This window comes from Bradyrhizobium sp. UFLA05-109, assembly GCF_054185165.1.
Window position 1 is genome coordinate 56,657 of the sequence record NZ_JBBIAR010000017.1, and the last position, 18,307, is coordinate 74,963.

The 18,307-nt window shown below is 63.7% G+C and carries 12 protein-coding genes; 7 read left to right on the plus strand and 5 right to left on the minus strand.

What is annotated here, in order from left to right; all coding sequences use genetic code 11:
- Positions 1–68 precede the first annotated feature (68 nt).
- A complete protein-coding gene (locus Q3C01_RS14675; RefSeq protein WP_458146034.1) occupies positions 69–1,622 on the plus strand; it encodes an acyl-CoA synthetase in 1,554 nt (517 codons plus the stop codon).
- A 3-nt stretch (positions 1,623–1,625) separates the two neighbouring features.
- Here Q3C01_RS14675 and Q3C01_RS14680 read toward each other — a convergent pair whose 3' ends face one another.
- Together Q3C01_RS14680 and Q3C01_RS14685 are read right to left on the minus strand one after the other, a co-directional pair.
- Positions 1,626–3,101: a glycosyltransferase family 2 protein gene (locus Q3C01_RS14680; RefSeq protein WP_458146035.1), complete on the minus strand. Its 1,476-nt coding sequence runs from the start codon at positions 3,099–3,101 to the stop codon at positions 1,626–1,628.
- 52 nt (positions 3,102–3,153) lie between these two features.
- The gene (locus Q3C01_RS14685) at positions 3,154–3,915 is read right to left on the minus strand and encodes a helix-turn-helix domain-containing protein (protein WP_458146036.1); all 762 of its coding nucleotides are present in this window, start codon (positions 3,913–3,915) and stop codon (positions 3,154–3,156) included.
- A 188-nt stretch (positions 3,916–4,103) separates the two neighbouring features.
- Here Q3C01_RS14685 and Q3C01_RS14690 point away from each other — a divergent pair, with 188 nt between their 5' ends.
- From Q3C01_RS14690 to Q3C01_RS14715, 6 genes are all read left to right on the plus strand, one after another.
- Positions 4,104–6,368 carry a marine proteobacterial sortase target protein gene (locus tag Q3C01_RS14690; RefSeq protein WP_458146037.1) on the plus strand — a complete coding sequence of 755 codons (2,265 nt, stop codon included), beginning with the start codon at positions 4,104–4,106 and terminating at the stop codon, positions 6,366–6,368.
- Between the two features lie 192 nt (positions 6,369–6,560).
- Positions 6,561–7,130: a class GN sortase gene (locus Q3C01_RS14695; protein WP_458146038.1), complete on the plus strand. Its 570-nt coding sequence runs from the start codon at positions 6,561–6,563 to the stop codon at positions 7,128–7,130.
- A gap of 68 nt (positions 7,131–7,198) precedes the next feature.
- Positions 7,199–7,915: a DUF1614 domain-containing protein gene (locus tag Q3C01_RS14700; protein WP_458146039.1), complete on the plus strand. Its 717-nt coding sequence runs from the start codon at positions 7,199–7,201 to the stop codon at positions 7,913–7,915.
- A gap of 176 nt (positions 7,916–8,091) precedes the next feature.
- Positions 8,092–9,084 (plus strand): glycosyltransferase family 2 protein, encoded by a 993-nt coding sequence (locus Q3C01_RS14705; protein ID WP_458146040.1) that lies wholly within the window; start codon positions 8,092–8,094, stop codon positions 9,082–9,084.
- Between the two features lie 296 nt (positions 9,085–9,380).
- Positions 9,381–11,594, plus strand: a complete 2,214-nt coding sequence (locus Q3C01_RS14710) for an acetate--CoA ligase family protein (RefSeq protein ID WP_458146041.1) — start codon at positions 9,381–9,383, stop codon at positions 11,592–11,594.
- An 85-nt stretch (positions 11,595–11,679) separates the two neighbouring features.
- Entirely contained in the window at positions 11,680–12,492 is an 813-nt protein-coding gene (locus Q3C01_RS14715; RefSeq protein ID WP_458146042.1) for an MlaD family protein, read from the plus strand.
- A gap of 14 nt (positions 12,493–12,506) precedes the next feature.
- On the opposite strand, the gene Q3C01_RS14720 is transcribed toward Q3C01_RS14715, so the two are convergent.
- From Q3C01_RS14720 to Q3C01_RS14730, 3 genes are all read right to left on the minus strand, one after another.
- The gene (locus Q3C01_RS14720; RefSeq protein ID WP_458146043.1) at positions 12,507–15,575 is read right to left on the minus strand and encodes an autotransporter outer membrane beta-barrel domain-containing protein; all 3,069 of its coding nucleotides are present in this window, start codon (positions 15,573–15,575) and stop codon (positions 12,507–12,509) included.
- A gap of 328 nt (positions 15,576–15,903) precedes the next feature.
- Entirely contained in the window at positions 15,904–17,406 is a 1,503-nt protein-coding gene (locus Q3C01_RS14725; protein ID WP_458146044.1) for a flavin-containing monooxygenase, read from the minus strand.
- Positions 17,407–17,526: 120 nt separating this feature from the next.
- Positions 17,527–18,288 carry a S1 family peptidase gene (locus Q3C01_RS14730; protein WP_458146045.1) on the minus strand — a complete coding sequence of 254 codons (762 nt, stop codon included), beginning with the start codon at positions 18,286–18,288 and terminating at the stop codon, positions 17,527–17,529.
- Positions 18,289–18,307 lie beyond the last annotated feature (19 nt).

Consider the following 18,307-nt stretch of genomic DNA (forward strand, 5'->3'; position numbering starts at 1 on the left):
CGGGGCCGGCCTGGCATGTTGCACGGCAATGAGAGGCAGACGGCGCAAGACCGCAAAAGGAGGGACACTTGACCGTTCGCCATTACGACTGGATCGCCCATCACAGCCGCCGCGCGCCTGACAAGATCGCGGTCGTCGATTTCGCCAGCGAGCGCCGCTTCAGCTACGCGCAATTCGACGCACGCATCTCGCGCCTCGCCACGCATCTGCGCGACAGCCTCAAGGTCTCGCGCGGCGATCGCGTGACGGTGCTGGCGCAAAACACGACCGACACGCTGGAGGTGCAGTTCGCCTGCTTCCGGCTCGGCGCGGTCTTCGTGCCGCTGAATACCCGCCTCACCGTTCCCGAATTGCAGTTCATCGTCGGCGATTGCGCGCCGAAGGTGATGGTCCATGACGGCGATCTCGCCGAGACCGCGCTTGCGGTGACAAACCTCTGCGGCGTCGGCACGACGCTACTACTTGGCCCTGGAGGCTCGTACGAGGCCGGCATCGCGGCGGCAACGCCGCTCGACCGGATCGAGCAAGTCACGCTCGATGACATCTCGACCATCATGTACACCTCGGGCACCACGGGTCACCCCAAGGGCGCGACCATCACCCACGGCATGACGTTCTGGAATTGCGTCAATCTCGGGGGCCCTGCCGGCATCGGGCCGTCCACGGTGCTGCTCACCGTGCTGCCGCTGTTCCACACCGGCGGGCTCAACTGCTACACCAACCCGGCGCTGCATGCCGGCGGCACCGTGCTGATCATGCGCACCTTCGATCCCGCCCTCGCGCTGCAACTGCTCGGCGACCCCACGCAAGGCATCAACGTGTTCTTCGGCGTGCCCGCGATCTACCAGTTCATGGCGCAGCATCCGGCCTTCGCCACCACGGATCTGAGCCGGCTCGTGACCTGCGGCGTCGGCGGCGCGCCGATGCCGCTGCCGCTGCTGAAAGACTGGGAGACGCGCGGTGTCGCGCTTCAGCAGGGCTACGGCATGACCGAGACCTCGCCGGCCGTGCTGGTGCTTGACCGCGAGGATGCAGCGCGGAAAGCAGGTTCCGCCGGCAAGCCGGTGCTGCATACGGAGGTGCGGATCGTGCGGCCCGACGGCAGCGATGCCGCTGTCGGCGAGCTTGGCGAGCTCTGGGTGAAGGGACCGAACATCACGCCCGGCTACTGGAACCGGCCGGAAGCCAACAAATCCTCCTTCACGGACGGCTGGCTGCATACGGGCGATGCGACGCGCATCGATGAGGAGGGTTTTTACTACATCGTGGATCGCTGGAAGGACATGTACATTTCCGGCGGCGAGAACGTCTATCCGGCCGAGGTCGAGAACGTCCTGCATCAAATCGCGGCCATCGCGGAAGCCGCCGTGATCGGCATTCCCGATGCGCAATGGGGCGAGGTCGGCCTTGCCATCGTTGCGCTCAAGCCGGGACAAACCTTGAGTGAAGCGGATATCTTCGTGCACTGCGCAGCCAATCTCGCGCGCTTCAAATGTCCGCGCCAGGTCCGCTTCGTCGACGCGCTGCCACGCAACGCCACCGGCAAGATCCACAAGCCAACGCTGCGCCAGGAATTTTCGGCCGCTTCGGAAGTCGACAAGGCCACGCGAGCGACCGCCTGAGCATCAAACCTCGCGCGGCTGCGTGTCGCTTGCGACTTCGATCCCGACCACCGGCAGGCCGAGGCGGCGCGAATCGCCCGCGGCTGCAAAGCGCGGACAAGTCCATGCCAGCGTGGCCTCGTCGGACGATGGCAGATCCAGGCGCAGCTCGAAGCCACCCTCGTGGATCGCGATCGATCGGTCGGCGATTTGTACGCCGTCGAGGTAAAAGCGAAGCCCGATTCGATCGAGGGGTTCGCGGATGTTGAGGCATTCAACACGAACGACGTTGCGGCCGGGGCTTCCGCCGATCCGGACCGCGGCCTCGGGCTCGCTCCAGCGGAAGGCGCGGCCGTGCCAGGTCTCCCCGGCATTGAAGCCGGCCTGCGCAAGCACCTGATCGCCCAACCGCTGCAAGAGAGCGCCGCCAGCCTCGCGAACGCGCTGGATGCAATCGAGACGCTGAAAATCGATCAGGGCAGCAATGTAGTGCTTCATCCAGCGCGCGACACTCTCGCGCGAGCCGACATGCGCCAGAACGGTCAGGACGCAACGGGCAGAGGCTGCTGCGAGTCGCGCCGCGCCGCGCGCGAGGAGGTCTCCAAACAGCGCAGGCTCGACCCAGCGCCGGAATCCGTCCCATGTCTCGCGAGGTCGTTCCGACCAAGAATGGCGATCAAGCACCAAGGCGCGAAGCGCGCTCCGCGCAAGCGCGGGATCGAAATTGTCCTGGCTGCGCCATTCCACGGGAATTTCCAGAAGCTCGCTGCCGGGCTCGAGTCGTCCTTCGCTGAGGTAGCGGATCTCACCTTGCACGAAATCGAGCGTGAACGTCTTCAAGTCGGACAGCCGTCCGATATAGTAATGATGGAAGCGCGCCTCTTCCAGATACCCGATGACGTGGCCGCGCGCGTGGTAGGCGGCCGCGAGCACCCATTCGGCGAAATGGCCGAGCTCCTCGCGCAGGCCGCCGCATTCCTCATAGGCCTCACGCCGCGTCACGAAGCATTGGTCCAGCACCTTGCGCCATGGATGCACCTTCATGCCGAAATCGATGTCAGCCTGGTACATCGCGGCCTCCGCTTCGGAGAGGCGATTGTGGCAGACCGGAATCGACTTGCAGGAAAAGCCCGACCATTCGGGATGATCCTCGAAGGCGCGGACACAGAGCGCGAGCACGTTGGGCTCTGGCCAGCAGTGCGATTCCGTGAAGAACAGATATCTGCCGCGCGCCTTCGCCGCGCCGAACGCACAGAGGCCGATGTCATGAGCCGAGTCGGAGAATTCGAGCCGCGCCTCACCGTCGGCAAGCGCGGACAGATTCCCGCGCGGCGAGAAGTCCGGCGGCACGACCAGGATGATCTCGTAAAGCGGACGCGCGAGGGTCTGCGACATCCAGCCCTGCCATGACTGCTCCCATTGCCCGCGGTGAAATTCAAGCGGAATGATGACGGAGAACAGCGGACGCTCGGCGTCGGGCGCGGCTTGCGGACTGGGCATGAATGACACTGGCAAATGGATTCAATAAAAAGCAACGCCGGCGAAAGAGCCGCTAGACCGGAAGGAAAAGCGCGAACGATTCGTCCACCGTGCGGCGCAGATGGTCACGGTACAACGCGTAATTGACGTTGTCGGGAGAGATCCGCCCCAAGGTCGGCGTGTTGACGTTTCGCGCCGGGACGAGGGCGATCGGTGCCGCGATCGGCGTCAGCTGCGAGCCCGGGCCGGCACGCAGCGTCGAGATGATGCCATACATCTCGCCAGCCACCGTCGGCCGCGACACCGTGATCACCCGGTGCTGCCCGTGCCGGTTGATGACGAGATAGATGAAGCCGGACTGATGGGGAACGGCGACCTCGCCGGTATGCTCGTAGGCGGCGTCCGTGCGCTCACCCTCGCGGAAAACCAGCGACGACACTTTCGGCTCCCAGGCGATCTCGGTGCGGTAGGCAAAGAGCGCATCCTTGTCGCCGAATGACGGCCGCAGCGTGATGTAGACGTCCTCGAGCCAGGTCACCGCGCGGTGCGAATAGGAGCCGAGACTGTCGGGCGCGACATCGTTGCCTGCGCCAGGCGCCGGCGGTGCGACGTGATTTTTCCGCAAGGAGACTCCCAAGGCCTGCTCCAGACGCACCGTGGTCGCCAGCGTGAACGGGCGCCGGCCGCCCAGCACCTTCTCCAGCGTCGACAGGCTCAGCTTGGCCTGCTCGGCCAGCGCCTGCCGGGAGATACGCCGTTTGGCGAGCTCCTCGCGGATTTTCTCCGCAACCTCGTGGCTCTGCTCGTCCGTAAGCTGCTTGTCCGGCGTCTGCATCGGTATTCCCTGCTCCAGACGGACACTCTAGCAGGACGGACAAATCAGCACAAAACCGCACAGGACCGTCTCCACGGCGGCCGGCCCGGGTGGCCGGCGGCCGAACATTGCCGATCATTCTGCTCGCGAAATCAGCGCTCCGCGGCCGAAATAGAGGCCAGCCAAAACGCGCTTCGGGAGCAGGTGAAATGAGCATTTATGACGAGACCGACAGAGACGAGCATCCCATGCTGCGAAAGCTGATCAATGTGGGGCTGTTTCTGCTGGCGCAGGGCGTTGCGGTGATCCTGATTGCTTTCGTGGCCCTGCTCGTGAGCTTTGTGCCGAGCTGGTCCGCCACGTCAGAGCAGGCAAGCCTGCTGCAGCCGGGCGAGGCCCGTTCGGGGACGCTGTTTCTGAAGGACGATGGCGCCACCACAGAGGCCGTCCGCCTCGGCATCGACGTCGACATCACCGTCTCCGGCCCGACGCTGCGCGCCCGCGTCACGCAAGTATTCAGGAATCCTACCAAGAGCTGGGTCGAGGCGACCTATGTCTATCCGATGGCCACGAGCGGCGCTGTCGACACGCTGAAGATGGTGGTTGGCGATCGCGTCATCGTCGGCGACATCAAGGAGCGACAGCAGGCGCGCGTGATCTACGAGCAGGCGCGCCGGGACGGCCAGAAGGCCGCGCTCACCGAACAAGAGCGGCCAAACATCTTCACCAATTCGGTCGCCAATATCGGCCCGGGTGAAACCGTGCTGGTGCAGATCGAATATCAGGAGCCGGTGCACCAGTCCGGCAACGAATACTCGCTGCGCGTGCCGCTCGTGGTCGGGCCGCGCTACAATCCGTCGCCGATCGTGCAGAGCGTCGATTTCCGTCCCGACGGCTCCGGCTGGGGCGCGAGCAGGACCGATCCGGTGCCGGATCGTGACCGTATCTCGCCGCCCGTGCTGGATCCCGCCAAGAATCCGCCGGTCAATCCGACCAGCATCACGGTTCGTCTCCAGGGGGGCTTTGCGCTCGGCGAGGTCAAGAGCCATCACCACGCCGTCAAGATCGAAAGCCCCGACAATGCAACGCGGATCGTTCGTCTCGCCGACGATACCGTGCCCGCGGACCGCGATTTCGAGCTGACCTGGAAGCCCGCGGTCGAGAAGGCACCGTCGGTCGGCCTGTTCCGCGAACATATCGGCGGCGCCGATTACCTGCTCGCCTTCGTGGCCCCGCCGTCGATCGAGCAAGCGACGCAAAAACCGTTGCCGCGCGAGGTCGTGTTCGTGATCGACAATTCCGGCTCGATGGGCGGCACGTCGATCGTCCAGGCCAAGGCTAGCCTCAACTACGCGCTCTCGCGCCTCCAGCCGAGCGATCGCTTCAACGTCATCCGCTTCGACGACACCATGGACGTGCTGTTCACGACATCAGTGCCCGCTGACACCGAGCATGTGCGGCAGGCAACAGCTTTCGTGGACGCGCTTCAGGCACGTGGCGGCACCGAGATGGTGCCGGCAATGCGCGCCGCGCTGACCGACAGTCTCGGCGACACAAGCATGGTACGCCAGGTCGTGTTCCTGACGGACGGCGCGATTGGCAATGAGCAGCAATTGTTCGAAACGATCACGGCGATGCGCGGCCGCTCGCGCGTTTTCATGGTCGGGATCGGCTCTGCGCCCAATACCTATCTGATGACCCGCGCTTCCGAGCTCGGACGCGGCGCCTTCACGCATATTGGCTCGGTCGAGCAAGTCGAGGAGCGCATGCGCGGCCTGTTCGCCAAGCTGGAAAATCCGGCCGTAACCGGCCTCTCCGCCAAGTTTTCGGAAGCCTCGGCCGATATAACGCCGGCGATCATTCCCGACGTCTATCGCGACGAGCCGCTGGTGCTCGCGGCCAAGCTCGACAACCTCTCGGGCTCGCTCGAGATCAAGGGCCGCGTCGGTGACCGGCCGTGGTCGGTGACGCTGCCGCTGCAAAATGCCGCCGAGGGCAAGGGCCTCTCGAAACTCTGGGCCAATCGCAAGATTGGCGATGCCGAGGTGGCGCGCACGATGCGCCAGATGAGTCCCGAGGATGCCGACAAGGCCATCTTGCGGCTGGCGCTGGAGCACCAGATCGTCACCCGGCTGACCAGCCTCGTCGCTGTCGACAAGACGCCGAGCCGCCCCGAGGGCGAGCCGCTCAAGCTCAGTGAGCTGCCGATCAACCTGCCGGCCGGCTGGGACTTCGAAAAGGTGTTCGGCGAACGGCCGCAGCAAGTACCGGTGCAACTGAAGGAGCGTCATGCGGACGCAAGCGGCCAGCCGCCGGCGCGGCGCCCGACGCCTGCGGCAGCCGACACTGTTCGCCTGCCAAAGACGGCAACCTCGGCCGAGTTGAAGATGATCGCGGGACTGATCGTGCTGCTGCTCAGCCTGGTCCTGTTCGTGTTCAACCGGCGTCAGCCCTTGCTCACTGACGCCGGGTGAAAGAGGAGGTCTCAGCCACCTCCTCTTCTTCAGCGCGCGCGGCTGCCCGTCACCCGCCCCAAAACAGCCGCGCGCGCTTTTTTCTCAATACCGTCATTGCGAGGAGCGAAGCGACGAAGCAATCCAGACTGCCGCCGCGGATGCAGTCTGGATTGCTTCGCTTCGCTCGCAATGACGAGAGAGTGAACACCAATGCGCCGCCTGATCTCTCCTCTCACCCTGGCCCTCGTCGGCGTCATCCTGTTCGGCGACGGCGCCTATATCCATGCCAAGGCATGGCTGGCGCAACTGCTGCTGGAACGCGCGTTCACCATGAGCATCGCAAGCGGTCAGCCGACGAAGCCGTGGTCATGGGCGGACACTTGGCCAGTGGCACGGATCGAGGTGAAGCGGATCGACGCCAGCGCCATCGTGCTCGCAGGATCGAGCGGCCAGGCGCTCGCCTTCGGCCCCGGACATGTCGAACAGACCGCGGATGCCGGTGAGCGCGGCGTCGCCGTCTACGCGGCACATCGCGATACGCATTTCCGTTTCTTGCGAGACGTTGCCATCGGTGACGAGATCGAGGTCACGCGCAGCGACGGCAAGCGCTTCCACTACCAGGCCGACTCCTCGGCCATCGTGCGCTTCGACGCCTCGGGCATCGATCCTAACACGCAGGGCTACGAGCTCGTGCTCTCGACCTGCTGGCCCTTTGACGCGTTCACCTCAGGCCCAGATCGCTACATCCTGCACGCGACACTGATTGGAACCGGCAGTTAGGTTTGTCATCACGGCCATCCCGTGGGATGTTGGCAGGGTCGTACTGTGCCAGATCGAGCCGTGTGACCATGCATTCACAAGTTCAATACCTGCCGATCACACCCGGCCTGTTTTCCATCCTGGTGCTGCTGTTCGCCGGGTTGATCATCCTGATCCAGCTCCGCATCCTGCGCTATGCCTATATGAAGCTTGGCGTCGGACCAGGCGTTGCGCTGCTGCTGTTGTTCGGCTCGCTGGTCGGCAGCTATTTCAACATCCCGATCACGGTACTACCCGGCAAGGCGGTGCGCTCGGGCGAGATCGTCGATTTCTTCGGCATGCGCTATGTGGTGCCGCTGGTGACACAATGGCCGGGGACGGTGCTCGCGGTGAACGTCGGCGGTGCCGTGATCCCGACGTTGATGTCGAGCTATCTCGTGCTGCGCTATCAGCTCTGGCTGAAGGCCGCGATCGCGGTGATCGCGATCGCCTTCGTCATCCACCTGATGGCGACACCGGTGCAGGGTGTCGGCATCGCCGTTCCCGTCTTCGCGCCGGTCGTAGTCACCGCGATCCTGGCCTTCCTGCTGTCGCGCGAATATGCCGCGCCGCTCGCCTATATCGGCGGCTCGATGGGCACCCTGATCGGTGCCGATTTGCTCAACCTCGACAAGATCAGCGGTCTGGGCGCTCCCGTCGCCTCGATCGGCGGCGCCGGGACGTTCGACGGCATCTTCCTGACGGGCATCCTGGCCGTGCTGCTGGCCGGCATCGCCTCCCCCTCAAGACCCAGGGAGGTCTGGTGAGAGCTTCTCATGTCGCGCACGATTAACGGTGGCTTCTAACCATGGCTTCCGGGTACGCCGTATTAACTCGGGAACTAAGCTGGCATCTCGGGCCGTAGACGTATAGAGAACGGCTCGTAGCGAACGGCTTGGCCGGACGATTTTTGATACTGTATTCCTGTTGCGGAACTTCATTGATGGACGACGAATTCAAGCAGAAGGTCTTGCAACAGCTCGATCAGATCGAAGGTCGTATCGCACTTCTGGAAAGAAACCAGCATCTCATCGCTGCGGGACAAAGGCGAGAGACGCTACGCAGCCTCTGGCGGCGACCGCCGATGTGGACATTCGAGCAATATCCGCCGCGCCTGCTCAACGTGAACAGCTTTCAGCCCGCGCCATCGATGCCGGCGAACGCACCCCGGATCGCGATGGTGACGCCGAGCTACAATCACGTGCACTATCTCGACGCCACCATCGACAGCATCCTCAACCAGAACTATCCGAACCTGCACTATCACGTGCAGGATGGCGCCTCGATCGACGGAACGGCTGAGCTGCTGAGCAAGCGCGGCAACAGCCTGAGCTGGCGTAGCGAGCCCGACAAGGGCCAATCCAACGCCATCAATATCGGCTTCTCCGGCGTCGATTGCGAGATCATGGCGTACCTCAATAGCGACGATATGCTGCTGCCCGGCACACTCGCCTATGTCGCCAGCTATTTCACGGCCCATCCGAACGTCGACATCATCTATGGGCATCGTGTATTCGTCGATCGCGACGGGCTTGAGGTCGGCCGCGCCGTGCTGCCGCCCTATCATGGCAAGACATTGCAATATGCCGACTATATCCCGCAGGAGACCATGTTCTGGCGCAAGCGGGTGTGGGACAAGGTGGGGCAGATCGACGAAAGCTTCCATTACGCGATGGACTGGGACTTCATCCTGCGCGCGCAGGCGGCGGGCTTCAAATTCGTTCGCCTGCCGCGCTTTCTGTCGTGCTTCCGCATCCACGATGCGCAGAAGACCGCCGCCACCTACGCGGTGGGCGTGAAGGAGATGGGAATCCTGCGGCGGCGTGTGCTGGGTATTGATCCGACGCAGGCCGAGATCCGCCGCGTCATCGCGCCCTATCTCGCGCTCCAGATCGCCTATCACTACGGCTACAAGCTCGGCCTCTTGAAGTACTGATTGCAGCACGCCCTATTCTACTGCGTCACAAGCACTCTTTCCTCATCCTGAGGAGCGCGGAACGCGCGTCTCGAAGGATGGCCGTGGGTAAGATCCGGGCCTTCACGGTTCGCCCGGCGATGCAAAGCATCGTCCGGAGACGCGCTCCGCGCTCCTCACCATGGGGGTCTTGTGACGCAGTAAGACTATTCCGCGCGGCGGCATGCGGGGCGCGCGGTTGCCACCTTTGCGAACTCACCCTACAAAAGGGGACGTGCCGACAAGAACGCACGCCAAGAAGAAAAAGGTGAGGAACCATGGAAGCGAAGGTAACCGCTGCGACCGCCCTGCCATGGTCTCCAGCTCCGGATGCCAGCGACGTCGTGAAGGGCATCCACGCGATGCTGCATCCGCGCAACATCGTGCTGGTCGGCGCCACCGACAAGCCCGGCAACTATGCCGAGCGCATCTGGAACAACCTGATCAGGTACCGATTCGCAGGCTCGCTGTTTCCAATCAACGCGAAGCGCGAAACGATCTGGGGCGTGACCTGCTACAAGGATTTTTCAAGCCTCCCCGAAAAGCCCGATCACGTGCTGGTGCTGGTGCCGGCGCGCTTCGCCGTGCAGGTGATCCGCGATGCCGCCGCGGCTGGCGCACGCTCGGCCACCATCGTCACCTCGGGCTTCAGCGAGCTGCAAGATGAAGAGAGCCAGAAACTCGCAACCGAATTGCAGCAGGCGATCCGCGAGACCGGCCTCGCCGTCACCGGACCGAACTGCCTCGGAAACTTGAGCGCCGGCGAAAACCTCTTCACCAATATCGACGACCGCGTCGTCACCATGGAACAGGGCGCAGTGGCGATCGCCGGACAATCCGGGGCCATCGTGATGGCGATCCGCCAGGCGCTGGAGGATCGCGGCGTCGGTGTCGGCTACATGGTGACAACGGGCAACGAGGCCGGACTCGAGACGCCGGACCTCATGCGCTATTTCGCCGAGGATCCGAGCATCCGCGTGATCGTCGTCTATCTCGAGGGCGTACGCAACACCAAGGCGTTTCGTGACGCCTGCAAGGCGGCGCGTGCCGCCAGCAAGCCGGTGATCGCGCTCAAGCTCGGCGCCTCCGAGGGCGGCCGGGCTGCGGCGATGGCACATACCGGCGCGCTTGCGGGATCCATCGAAACCTTCGACGCGATCGCAACGCGCGAAGGCGTGATCCGCGTGCGCGGTCTCGACGAGCTGATCGAGACCACCGAATGTTTCGCGCACACCATTGTGCCGAAAGGTAATCGGCTTGCGGCGGTAACGCTCTCGGGCGGCAAGCGCGGGCTCCTGATCGATGCCTTCTACGCGGCGGGGCTCGACTTTGCACCGCTGAGCCCGCATGTCAGCGGCGACCTCGCAAAAATGCTGGGTCCCGGCTCGATCGTCGGCAATCCGCTCGACGCCGGCTTTGCCGCGGTGGTCGACCCCTCCGTCTACATGAGATCGATCAAGCTGATGATCGACGATCCCGATATCGACATCGTCATCATCGATGCCGAGCTGCCGAAGGCGCCGCATGAGCTGCGCGAGCGCAACTTGCGCATCGTCAACGAGATGGCGAGCCGAGCTGCAAAACCGGTGATCTACATCAGCGCCATGTCGATCGGCTTCACCGAGTTCACAAAAGCCTTGCGGAAATCGCTGCCGCATATCGCGGTGATGCAGGGCCTCGACCGTGCCGTGACCGCGATCAAGTCGCTGCTCGACTACGCAAAGCTCGCCAAGGAAGTGCCCGATGTCGTCGCAAGCTCGAAGCCCGCGGCGCGGGCCTTGCTGGAGAAGACGCTGAAGACGGCGAACGGCGCCGCGCTCGACGAGGTCGCATCGAAGAGGCTGTTGAAGGCCTACGGCATCCCCATCTCCAAGGAAGGAATCGTGCAGACGCCGGCCGAGGCCGTGAAGATCGCCAGGCAGATCGGCTTCCCCGTGGTCGCCAAGGTCGTCAGCGCCGAAATCCTGCACAAGTCCGACATCGGCGGCGTGGTTCTCAACCTCAATAGCGCGACCGAGGTGAAGCAGGCGTTCAACGACATCACCGCGCGGGTCAAGAAGCTTAAGGGCAAGCCCAGGCTCGACGGCATCCTGATCGCACAGCAGGTCAAGGCCGATCTCGAGCTCGTGGTCGGCGCCTCGCTCGACGCCGAGATGGGGCCAGTTGTCCTGTTCGGCACCGGCGGCGTCGACATCGAACTGATGAAGGACGTCGCCTTGGCCGGCGCGCCGCTCAATGCGGTCGAGGCACGGCAGTTGATTGGCCGCACCAAGGCCGGTGTCAAAATGCGCGGCTATCGCGGCAAGCCGAAGCTGGATGAGGCCTCCGCCGTGAAGGCCCTGGTCGGCCTCTCCAACCTGATCGCGGACGCCGGCGACCGGATCGCCTCGATCGACGTCAACCCGTTCCTGATCAACGCCAGAACCGGTGTCGCCGTAGACGCACTGATCGTCCTCAACAACGCCGCCGCCCGACGCGCGGCCGCGCATTGATCGGCTTCCACTGGCCGCGCTTTGCCCATAAAATCTGCGCGCGACTCCGCTTTCCCTGGCGGCGGGGCGCGAGCCGGAACGGACTATGGCGCGCAGAAGCAATCTGATGATCGGAACCGTAACGCTGCTGGCGATCGCCATCGCGTTCGGCGGCCTGCTTGGCGTGCAGAAATACCACGCGGCCCAGAGCCGCAGCCAGCTGCGTGTCGTGTTCGAAGGTGGCTCGGCCAGCGGCCTGCGCCGGGGCGGCCCGGTGAATTTCGACGGTGTACCGGCCGGCCAGATCGTCTCGATCAAGCTCGACAATCCCCGCAAGATCGTCGCCCTCGTCTTGCTCGACAATGCGGCCCCGATCCGCAAGGACACCGTGGCCGGCATCGAGTTCCAGGGCCTGACCGGCATCGCCGCGATCTCGCTGATCGGCGGCGCGCCCTCGGCGCCGCCCGTGCCGCTGGACGAAGACGGCATTCCCGTGCTGACTGCCGATCTCAGTGACGCCGAATCGATCGTCGAGACCCTGCACAATGTCGACCGCATGATCGTGAGCAACTCGGCCGCGATCAAGGACGGCCTGCGCACGTTCGAAGATTATACCGCCGACCTCAAGGGCAAGGGCGAAGAGATCGACGCCGTGATGGGCAAGATCGACAAGGGCTTCGCGAGCTTCGACAATGCGGTCACCAAGATCGAGAACGTGGTGCCCGGCTTCGCCGACGGCAAGGCCGACGAACTGTTCGAGAAGGTGAAGGGGCTGCGCGAGCTCGCCGATACCATGAAGAAGAAGTCGGCGAGCTTCATCGAGGACGGCCGCCGCACCCTCCTCGACATCAGCGATGCCGCCAACAAGATGGCCGGCACGCCGGTGGCCCCTCGTCCGCCGCGCAGGCCCACACAGTAGAAGCGGCGATTTGCCTACCAGGCGTGACGCACGACGCCCTTGCCGGCATAGGACCGGGTGAGGCTGGAGAGCTCGCCTTCGAAGGTTGCCGCCGCGGACCAGCCGTTCAGCCAGCTCATCTCGGCCGAGGCCGTGGTCAACGCGGAGTCACGCGAGAGTGCCGCACCATTCACGACAAAGGCTGAGCCCGGCAGGCTCTGAAACACGGCACCAATGGTGCGGTCCGAATTGAAATCATGCGCCCAGGCGAGACGACCGCGCAGCGTGACGACGCCGCCATAGGCCGCAAAGGATTTGTCGGTACGAAAGCCGAGCTCGGTCCGGGTATCGGTAACACTCTTGGCAGCATAGATGAGCGCAAAGGCGTTACTGCCGACGACCGCGGCTTCAGTGTAGTTCGGCAGATTGAAGTTGGTCGCCTGAAGCGCGGCATAGGGCGTCACGCCCATCCAGGGCGTCACGTAACGATAACCGCCTTCGATGCGCCCCGAGAATGCGTTGGCGTTGAACCGGGCTTGCAATTGATCGAAGCCCGCGGCCGTGACGATGCGATTGGTGGTGACGTCCTGCCAGCCATAGGCCAGCGCAGCCGTGACGTAGGCAGGCCCCGACGTGTGACGAATGAAGGCACCTGCCTGGAACAGATCGGAATGTCCCCAGCCGAGCCCGTTGACGTTGAAGCCGGTGGCGCCACCGGCGAGCGCGAAGCCGGCGAGCGTCGATGGCGAGAAGCGATAGTCGAGGCCGACTGCCGTGCCGTACACGTTGCTCGTCGTGTTGCTGGAGCCGAGCGCAGCGTTGCCATCCGTGGCCTGCGAACCTCCAAAGCCCGCTGCCCACACATTCCAGCGCTGCTCGAAATCAGCCTGCGGCGCCTTGCGGTAGATCGAAGCGAACGCATCGCGCGCGCTCCTATCCGTGGCCTTGCCGCTCGATGAGTAGGCGCTCGCGCCAGGCTCTTCGGCAAAGGGCGTCGCGCCTGGTGCACCACCATTGCGTCCAGCCGAGAACGGATCGGTCAGGAGGTTGAGGAACAGGCTCATCGCATTGAACGTGGCCTGCTGCGAACCGGTTGCCGGCTCACCCGAAGCCTGGGTCAGGCCATTGGGACCGAGGCCCGCGAAGACGGCCGGCACGCCGCCATTGGCGTTGAAGAAGTTTTGCAGCGTAGTAGCGACGTTCTTCTGATTGACGTTGAGGCCGTACTTGGCTCCATAGTCGAGCGTGAAATTGAGATAGACGATGCCGGCGACCACGTTGGTCGTACCGATGAGGCCACCCGGCGCGGCGACTCCGGTAAAGTTGCCGGTGGCGGTGCCCGTAAACTGCATGATCTCGTATTGCGATAACACCGAGCTGCCCGGATATAGCGAGACACCGACAGTGCCGTTCAAGGTGACATTGCCGAGCACGTTGGCAAGGCTCGAACTGATGCCACTCCCGATCTGCACGAGGTAGAGCGCGCCGGACTGGAAGGCGAGGTTGCCCTGAACCAGCATGCTCGAGCCCGGTACGCCGTCGCCGGGCGCAAAGATGCCACCAGAGGCGATCATGGTGTTGCCGACAATGCCGAAGCCGGACAGCGCGCCGCCCGCGTTTGCGGTGGTCAGGCTCGACTGGGAGTTCACGCCGTCGATTTCCAGTACACCGCCATTCACGGTGGTGGTCCCGGTGTAGGTATTGGTGCCCGAGAGGATCAGCTTTCCGCTGCCGACCTTTTCCAGGTTGCCGGAGCCGGTCGGACCGCAGCCGCAGGGATTGTAGTCGCCGATGACGCCGCTCACCTCGGTCGAGAGATTGTTCCCCCCGACGACGAGTGTGTTGCCGCCGCCAATGTAGTAGTTGCCGCTTCCCTCGATCGAGCCGGCGGTGATGCGGCCATCGCCATTGGGACCGATGCTGCCGCCAAAGTCGACGATGCCGGTTCCGGTGGTGATGAAGAGCGCATTGCCGCCGGTGGAGTTGTCGTAAAAATCCGTTTCGCCGCCATCCTTGGTGATGATGGTGGCGTTACCGGCGGTGGAGAAGGCGCCGAACCGGGTCAGGCCAGTTGCTTCGTTGGTAATCGTGGCATTGCCGGCGGTCGCCGTATCGGTTCCGGACGGCTGGCCGAAGACGGTAGCTCCGAAATTCGCGTTCACGATGGTGGCGGAGCCCGCCGAGGACTGCTCGAGAAAGAGAGTGCCACCGCCGTTCTGGTTGGTGATCTTCGCCGAGCCCGCGGTGGTCTGAGCAAGGAAGATCGTGCCGCCGCCATCGTTGACGATGGTCGCGTTGGCAGCGGTTGCGGTATCGGTTCCCCCAAACGAGCCGAAGAACGTTTCGCCACCGTTGAGATTGGTGATCGCAATCGAACTGGCGCTGGTCGCATTGAAGAACGTGGTCGTCGCCGCGCCGTCATTCAGGATCGAGGTGATGCCCGAGGTGTTGGCGTTGACGATGTTGAAGAAGCCATCATTGGTAACCGCACCGACGATGCTGCCGGTGTTCGTGGCGTCCCCGAGCTGAAGCGTTGCGCAGGAGCAGATGAAGGTGCCGCCGGTATAGGTATTGGCTCCCGTCAATGCGAGCACGCCCGGCCCCTGGACGTTCAGACCGCCGCTGCCGACGATACGCGAGGCGATCACCGCCGACGGATCGGTCGAGCCGGTAAGATCGGCGACGCTGATCGTCGTTCCGCCTGCGGCGAGCCGGAGGTCGCCGCCCTGGATGGTGTAGATCGAGAGGTCGCCGGTAAGATCGAACACGACGCTGCCCGTGAGCTGCACGCCGGCGGACGTGACCGTCACCGTGCCGCCCGTGGCTGGCGTAGAGGTGCCCGAAGCGCCGAAGACCGTCGTGGTCAGCGCGGATGGATCGTAGACGGAGCTCACCGTGCCGGGATCGTTGGTCCAGTTGGTCGTGGTCGTATCCCACTCGCCGCCGCTGCCGTTGACGGCGCCATTCGGCGTGGTCTGTGATCCATTGAAGAATTGCTGAGCGCTGACAGGAGCCGGCGCAACAACACCACTCAAGGCCAGAATGACCCAGACGATCGGTCGAAGGGCTGTGGCAACGTGCCACGACCCGTCGCGCCTGCTCAATGGCGACCGAAACTCCACCCCCAACGCCCCACATCCCCAGCGCTCCCAGCAGCGCCGACGGGAAATTAGGCGATGGGGTCCCTGCGTGAAACTACGTGCCCCACGGAATCGGCCGATTCCCGTACAACCCGAACAGATTCAAGCGCGGTTGTTGCAACCACGCCACGCTTCGCGAGGTTGCGGTTATCATCCCGCGCACGCTATGCCGGCCGCGAAGGCCAGCCCGCGGCCGGTTGCCGCAGGAGTCCCCCGCACAACATCTCCCTGGTAGTGGATCCTCGCTCACGGCGGGGCGACATCGGAAGGTGTGGCGCTATCGCGGGATACCTCACCCGTACACGAACGCCTTGTCATCCAGATCCGTCTTCGGAATCTCGTCCTTCTCGGTCCAGTAGTCCTGGCTGTGCTGCCATTCCGGCTTGTCGCCGCGCTTCGGCAGCAAGTCCATGTTGCGCATCATGTAGCCGGGGTTGAAGTTTTCCGGATCGATCCAGGGCAGGATCGGCATGTTGTGGTCTTCGGGCCGCAGCTTGACCTCGACCCTCTTGGCGCCCTTCTCCTTCATATGACCGAGAAGCCGGCAGACGAAATCGGCTACGAGATCGACGCGCAGCGTCCAGCTGGCACGGAAATAGCCGAACACCCACACCATGTTCGGCACATCCGTGAACATCATGCCGCGATAGGTGACGGTGTCGCCGAAGGCGAGCGGCTTTCCGTCAATCTCGAAGGCGACGTCACCGAGCGAGGCCAGATTGAAGCCAGTCGCGGTCACAATGACGTCGGCCTCGAGCAGCTTGCCGGATTTGAGCTGGATGCCGTTCTCGACGAAGCATTCGATCTCGTCGGTGACCACCGAGGCCTTGCCGCTGGCGATGCCCTTGAACAGATCGGCATCGGGCACGAAGGCGATGCGCTGCCGCCACGGCCGATATGTCGGCGTGAAATGCGTCTCGACATCGTAGTCCGGACCGAGGATCGCGGAGATCTGCCCGATCAGCTCCTTCTTCACCTGCTCGGGCTTCGCCACGCAGAGTTTTGTGAACGCGTCCTGCTCGAACAAAATCTTCCGCCGTACGATCTCGTGGATCCATTCCTCATCCACCTGGAGCCTGCGCAACTCCTCGGCGATCTCGATGGCATTGCGGCCGATGCGGAAATAGGTCGGCGAGCGCTGAAGCATGGTGGCGTGCGCGCACTTGTCCGCGATGTTCGGCAGCAGCGTCGCGGCCGTTGCACCCGAACCGATCACCACGACCTTTTTGCCGGTGAGATCGAGATCATCAGGCCAGGTCTGCGGATGGACGATGCGGCCCTTGAACTTGTCCATGCCCTTCCATTCCGGCGTGTAACCTTCGGAATGGCGATAATAACCTTGGCACATCCAGAGGAAATTCGCGGTGAAGGTTCTTGTCTCGCCGGTGTCGGTCGTCACCGCCTCGATGGTCCAAAGATTGGTGTCGCTCGACCAGCGCGCCGAATTGATCTTGTGCTTGTAGCGAATGTGCTTGCCGAGATCGTTCTCCTCGATCACGTCGTTCATGTAGGCGAGGATCTCGTCGGCAGTCGCGATCGGCGGCCCCACCCAGGGCTTGAAGCGGTAGCCGAAGGTGTGGAGATCGCTGTCGGAGCGGATGCCGGGATAGCGATGCGTGATCCAGGTGCCGCCAAAGCTGTCTTTCGTTTCCAATACGACGAAGCTCGTACCAGGAAGTTGCTTCGTCAGATGATAGGCGCTGCCGATACCGGATATCCCGGCGCCGACGATCAGGACATCGAAATGTTCAGTGGCTTGCTGTGTGGTGGGCTGACTACGGACAGCGACATTCATTGTTGATTCTTTGCCTTTTTGAGGCCGCCCTTGATCAGGCGACGCGTTTCCTCCGCGACGGGTTCATGGTTGCCCATCGCGCTTCCGCTTCAAAATGACATAGATCAAATCGCAATCAAATCACAGCGCCGCACCCCAGCTCCGCGCTGTCTGCAGAATCCAGTCTCGATAGAGCGTGAGCGGCGTGACGCCGGTCAAACCGCCGCAGCCCGCGCTGCCATTCGGTCCCGTCGACCAGCTGATGACGCCGACGACGACGGGGCCGTTGGGCTTGTCCTCGAACGCGGGACCGCCGGAATCGCCGGTGCAGGCGCCGATTCCGGTGCGAACGCCGTTGGTCACGGGGTCCACGAGCCTCATTTGCAGCGTACCCGGCTGGCCTGTCACGACGAGGCCCGCAACGCGAGTCACGCCACTGCTCTTGCCGTCGCCGGGCACGGTGACGCCGACGCCTGCGATGGTGAAGCGGCCGCCGACCACGATCGGAATTTGCGGCGCGCCGATCTGCGATGTTGATTTTCCTTTGAGTGGAATTTCGAGTTGCAGCAACGCCACATCGGCGGTCGCACGATGTGCCAGCATGGCCTGCATGTTGAAGCTCGGATGGATCGCGACCGCACGCACATTCTGCAATTGCGGTTTGCCGTCGGCGCCATAGTCGAGGATCTTGTAGTCCGCGCCCGGCTGCACGCAGTGTGCTGCGGTGAGCACCAGCCTCGCTGCGATCAAGCTTCCGGTGCAGAAATTGCCGCGCGATCCGACGATCGTGACGATGGAACGCGCAACGCCTTCGGACTGCGGCGTGCCGCCGCCGACGATGGCGTGGGTGGGCGCGGTGAAGAGCAGCGCCACTGCTGCGAGCAGGATCGACGTCTTGTTCATGGGCGAGTGTGGTAGCCGC

Coding starts and splice junctions, on each gene's coding strand:
- Q3C01_RS14705 (WP_458146040.1), top strand. CDS start 8,092: ATGGACGACGAATTCAAGCAGAAGGTCTTGCAACAGCTCGATCAGATC.
- Q3C01_RS14695 (WP_458146038.1), top strand. CDS start 6,561: ATGCGCCGCCTGATCTCTCCTCTCACCCTGGCCCTCGTCGGCGTCATC.
- Q3C01_RS14725 (WP_458146044.1), bottom strand. CDS start 17,406: ATGAATGTCGCTGTCCGTAGTCAGCCCACCACACAGCAAGCCACTGAA.
- Q3C01_RS14715 (WP_458146042.1), top strand. CDS start 11,680: ATGGCGCGCAGAAGCAATCTGATGATCGGAACCGTAACGCTGCTGGCG.
- Q3C01_RS14690 (WP_458146037.1), top strand. CDS start 4,104: ATGAGCATTTATGACGAGACCGACAGAGACGAGCATCCCATGCTGCGA.
- Q3C01_RS14680 (WP_458146035.1), bottom strand. CDS start 3,101: ATGCCCAGTCCGCAAGCCGCGCCCGACGCCGAGCGTCCGCTGTTCTCC.
- Q3C01_RS14685 (WP_458146036.1), bottom strand. CDS start 3,915: ATGCAGACGCCGGACAAGCAGCTTACGGACGAGCAGAGCCACGAGGTT.
- Q3C01_RS14710 (WP_458146041.1), top strand. CDS start 9,381: ATGGAAGCGAAGGTAACCGCTGCGACCGCCCTGCCATGGTCTCCAGCT.
- Q3C01_RS14730 (WP_458146045.1), bottom strand. CDS start 18,288: ATGAACAAGACGTCGATCCTGCTCGCAGCAGTGGCGCTGCTCTTCACC.
- Q3C01_RS14700 (WP_458146039.1), top strand. CDS start 7,199: ATGCATTCACAAGTTCAATACCTGCCGATCACACCCGGCCTGTTTTCC.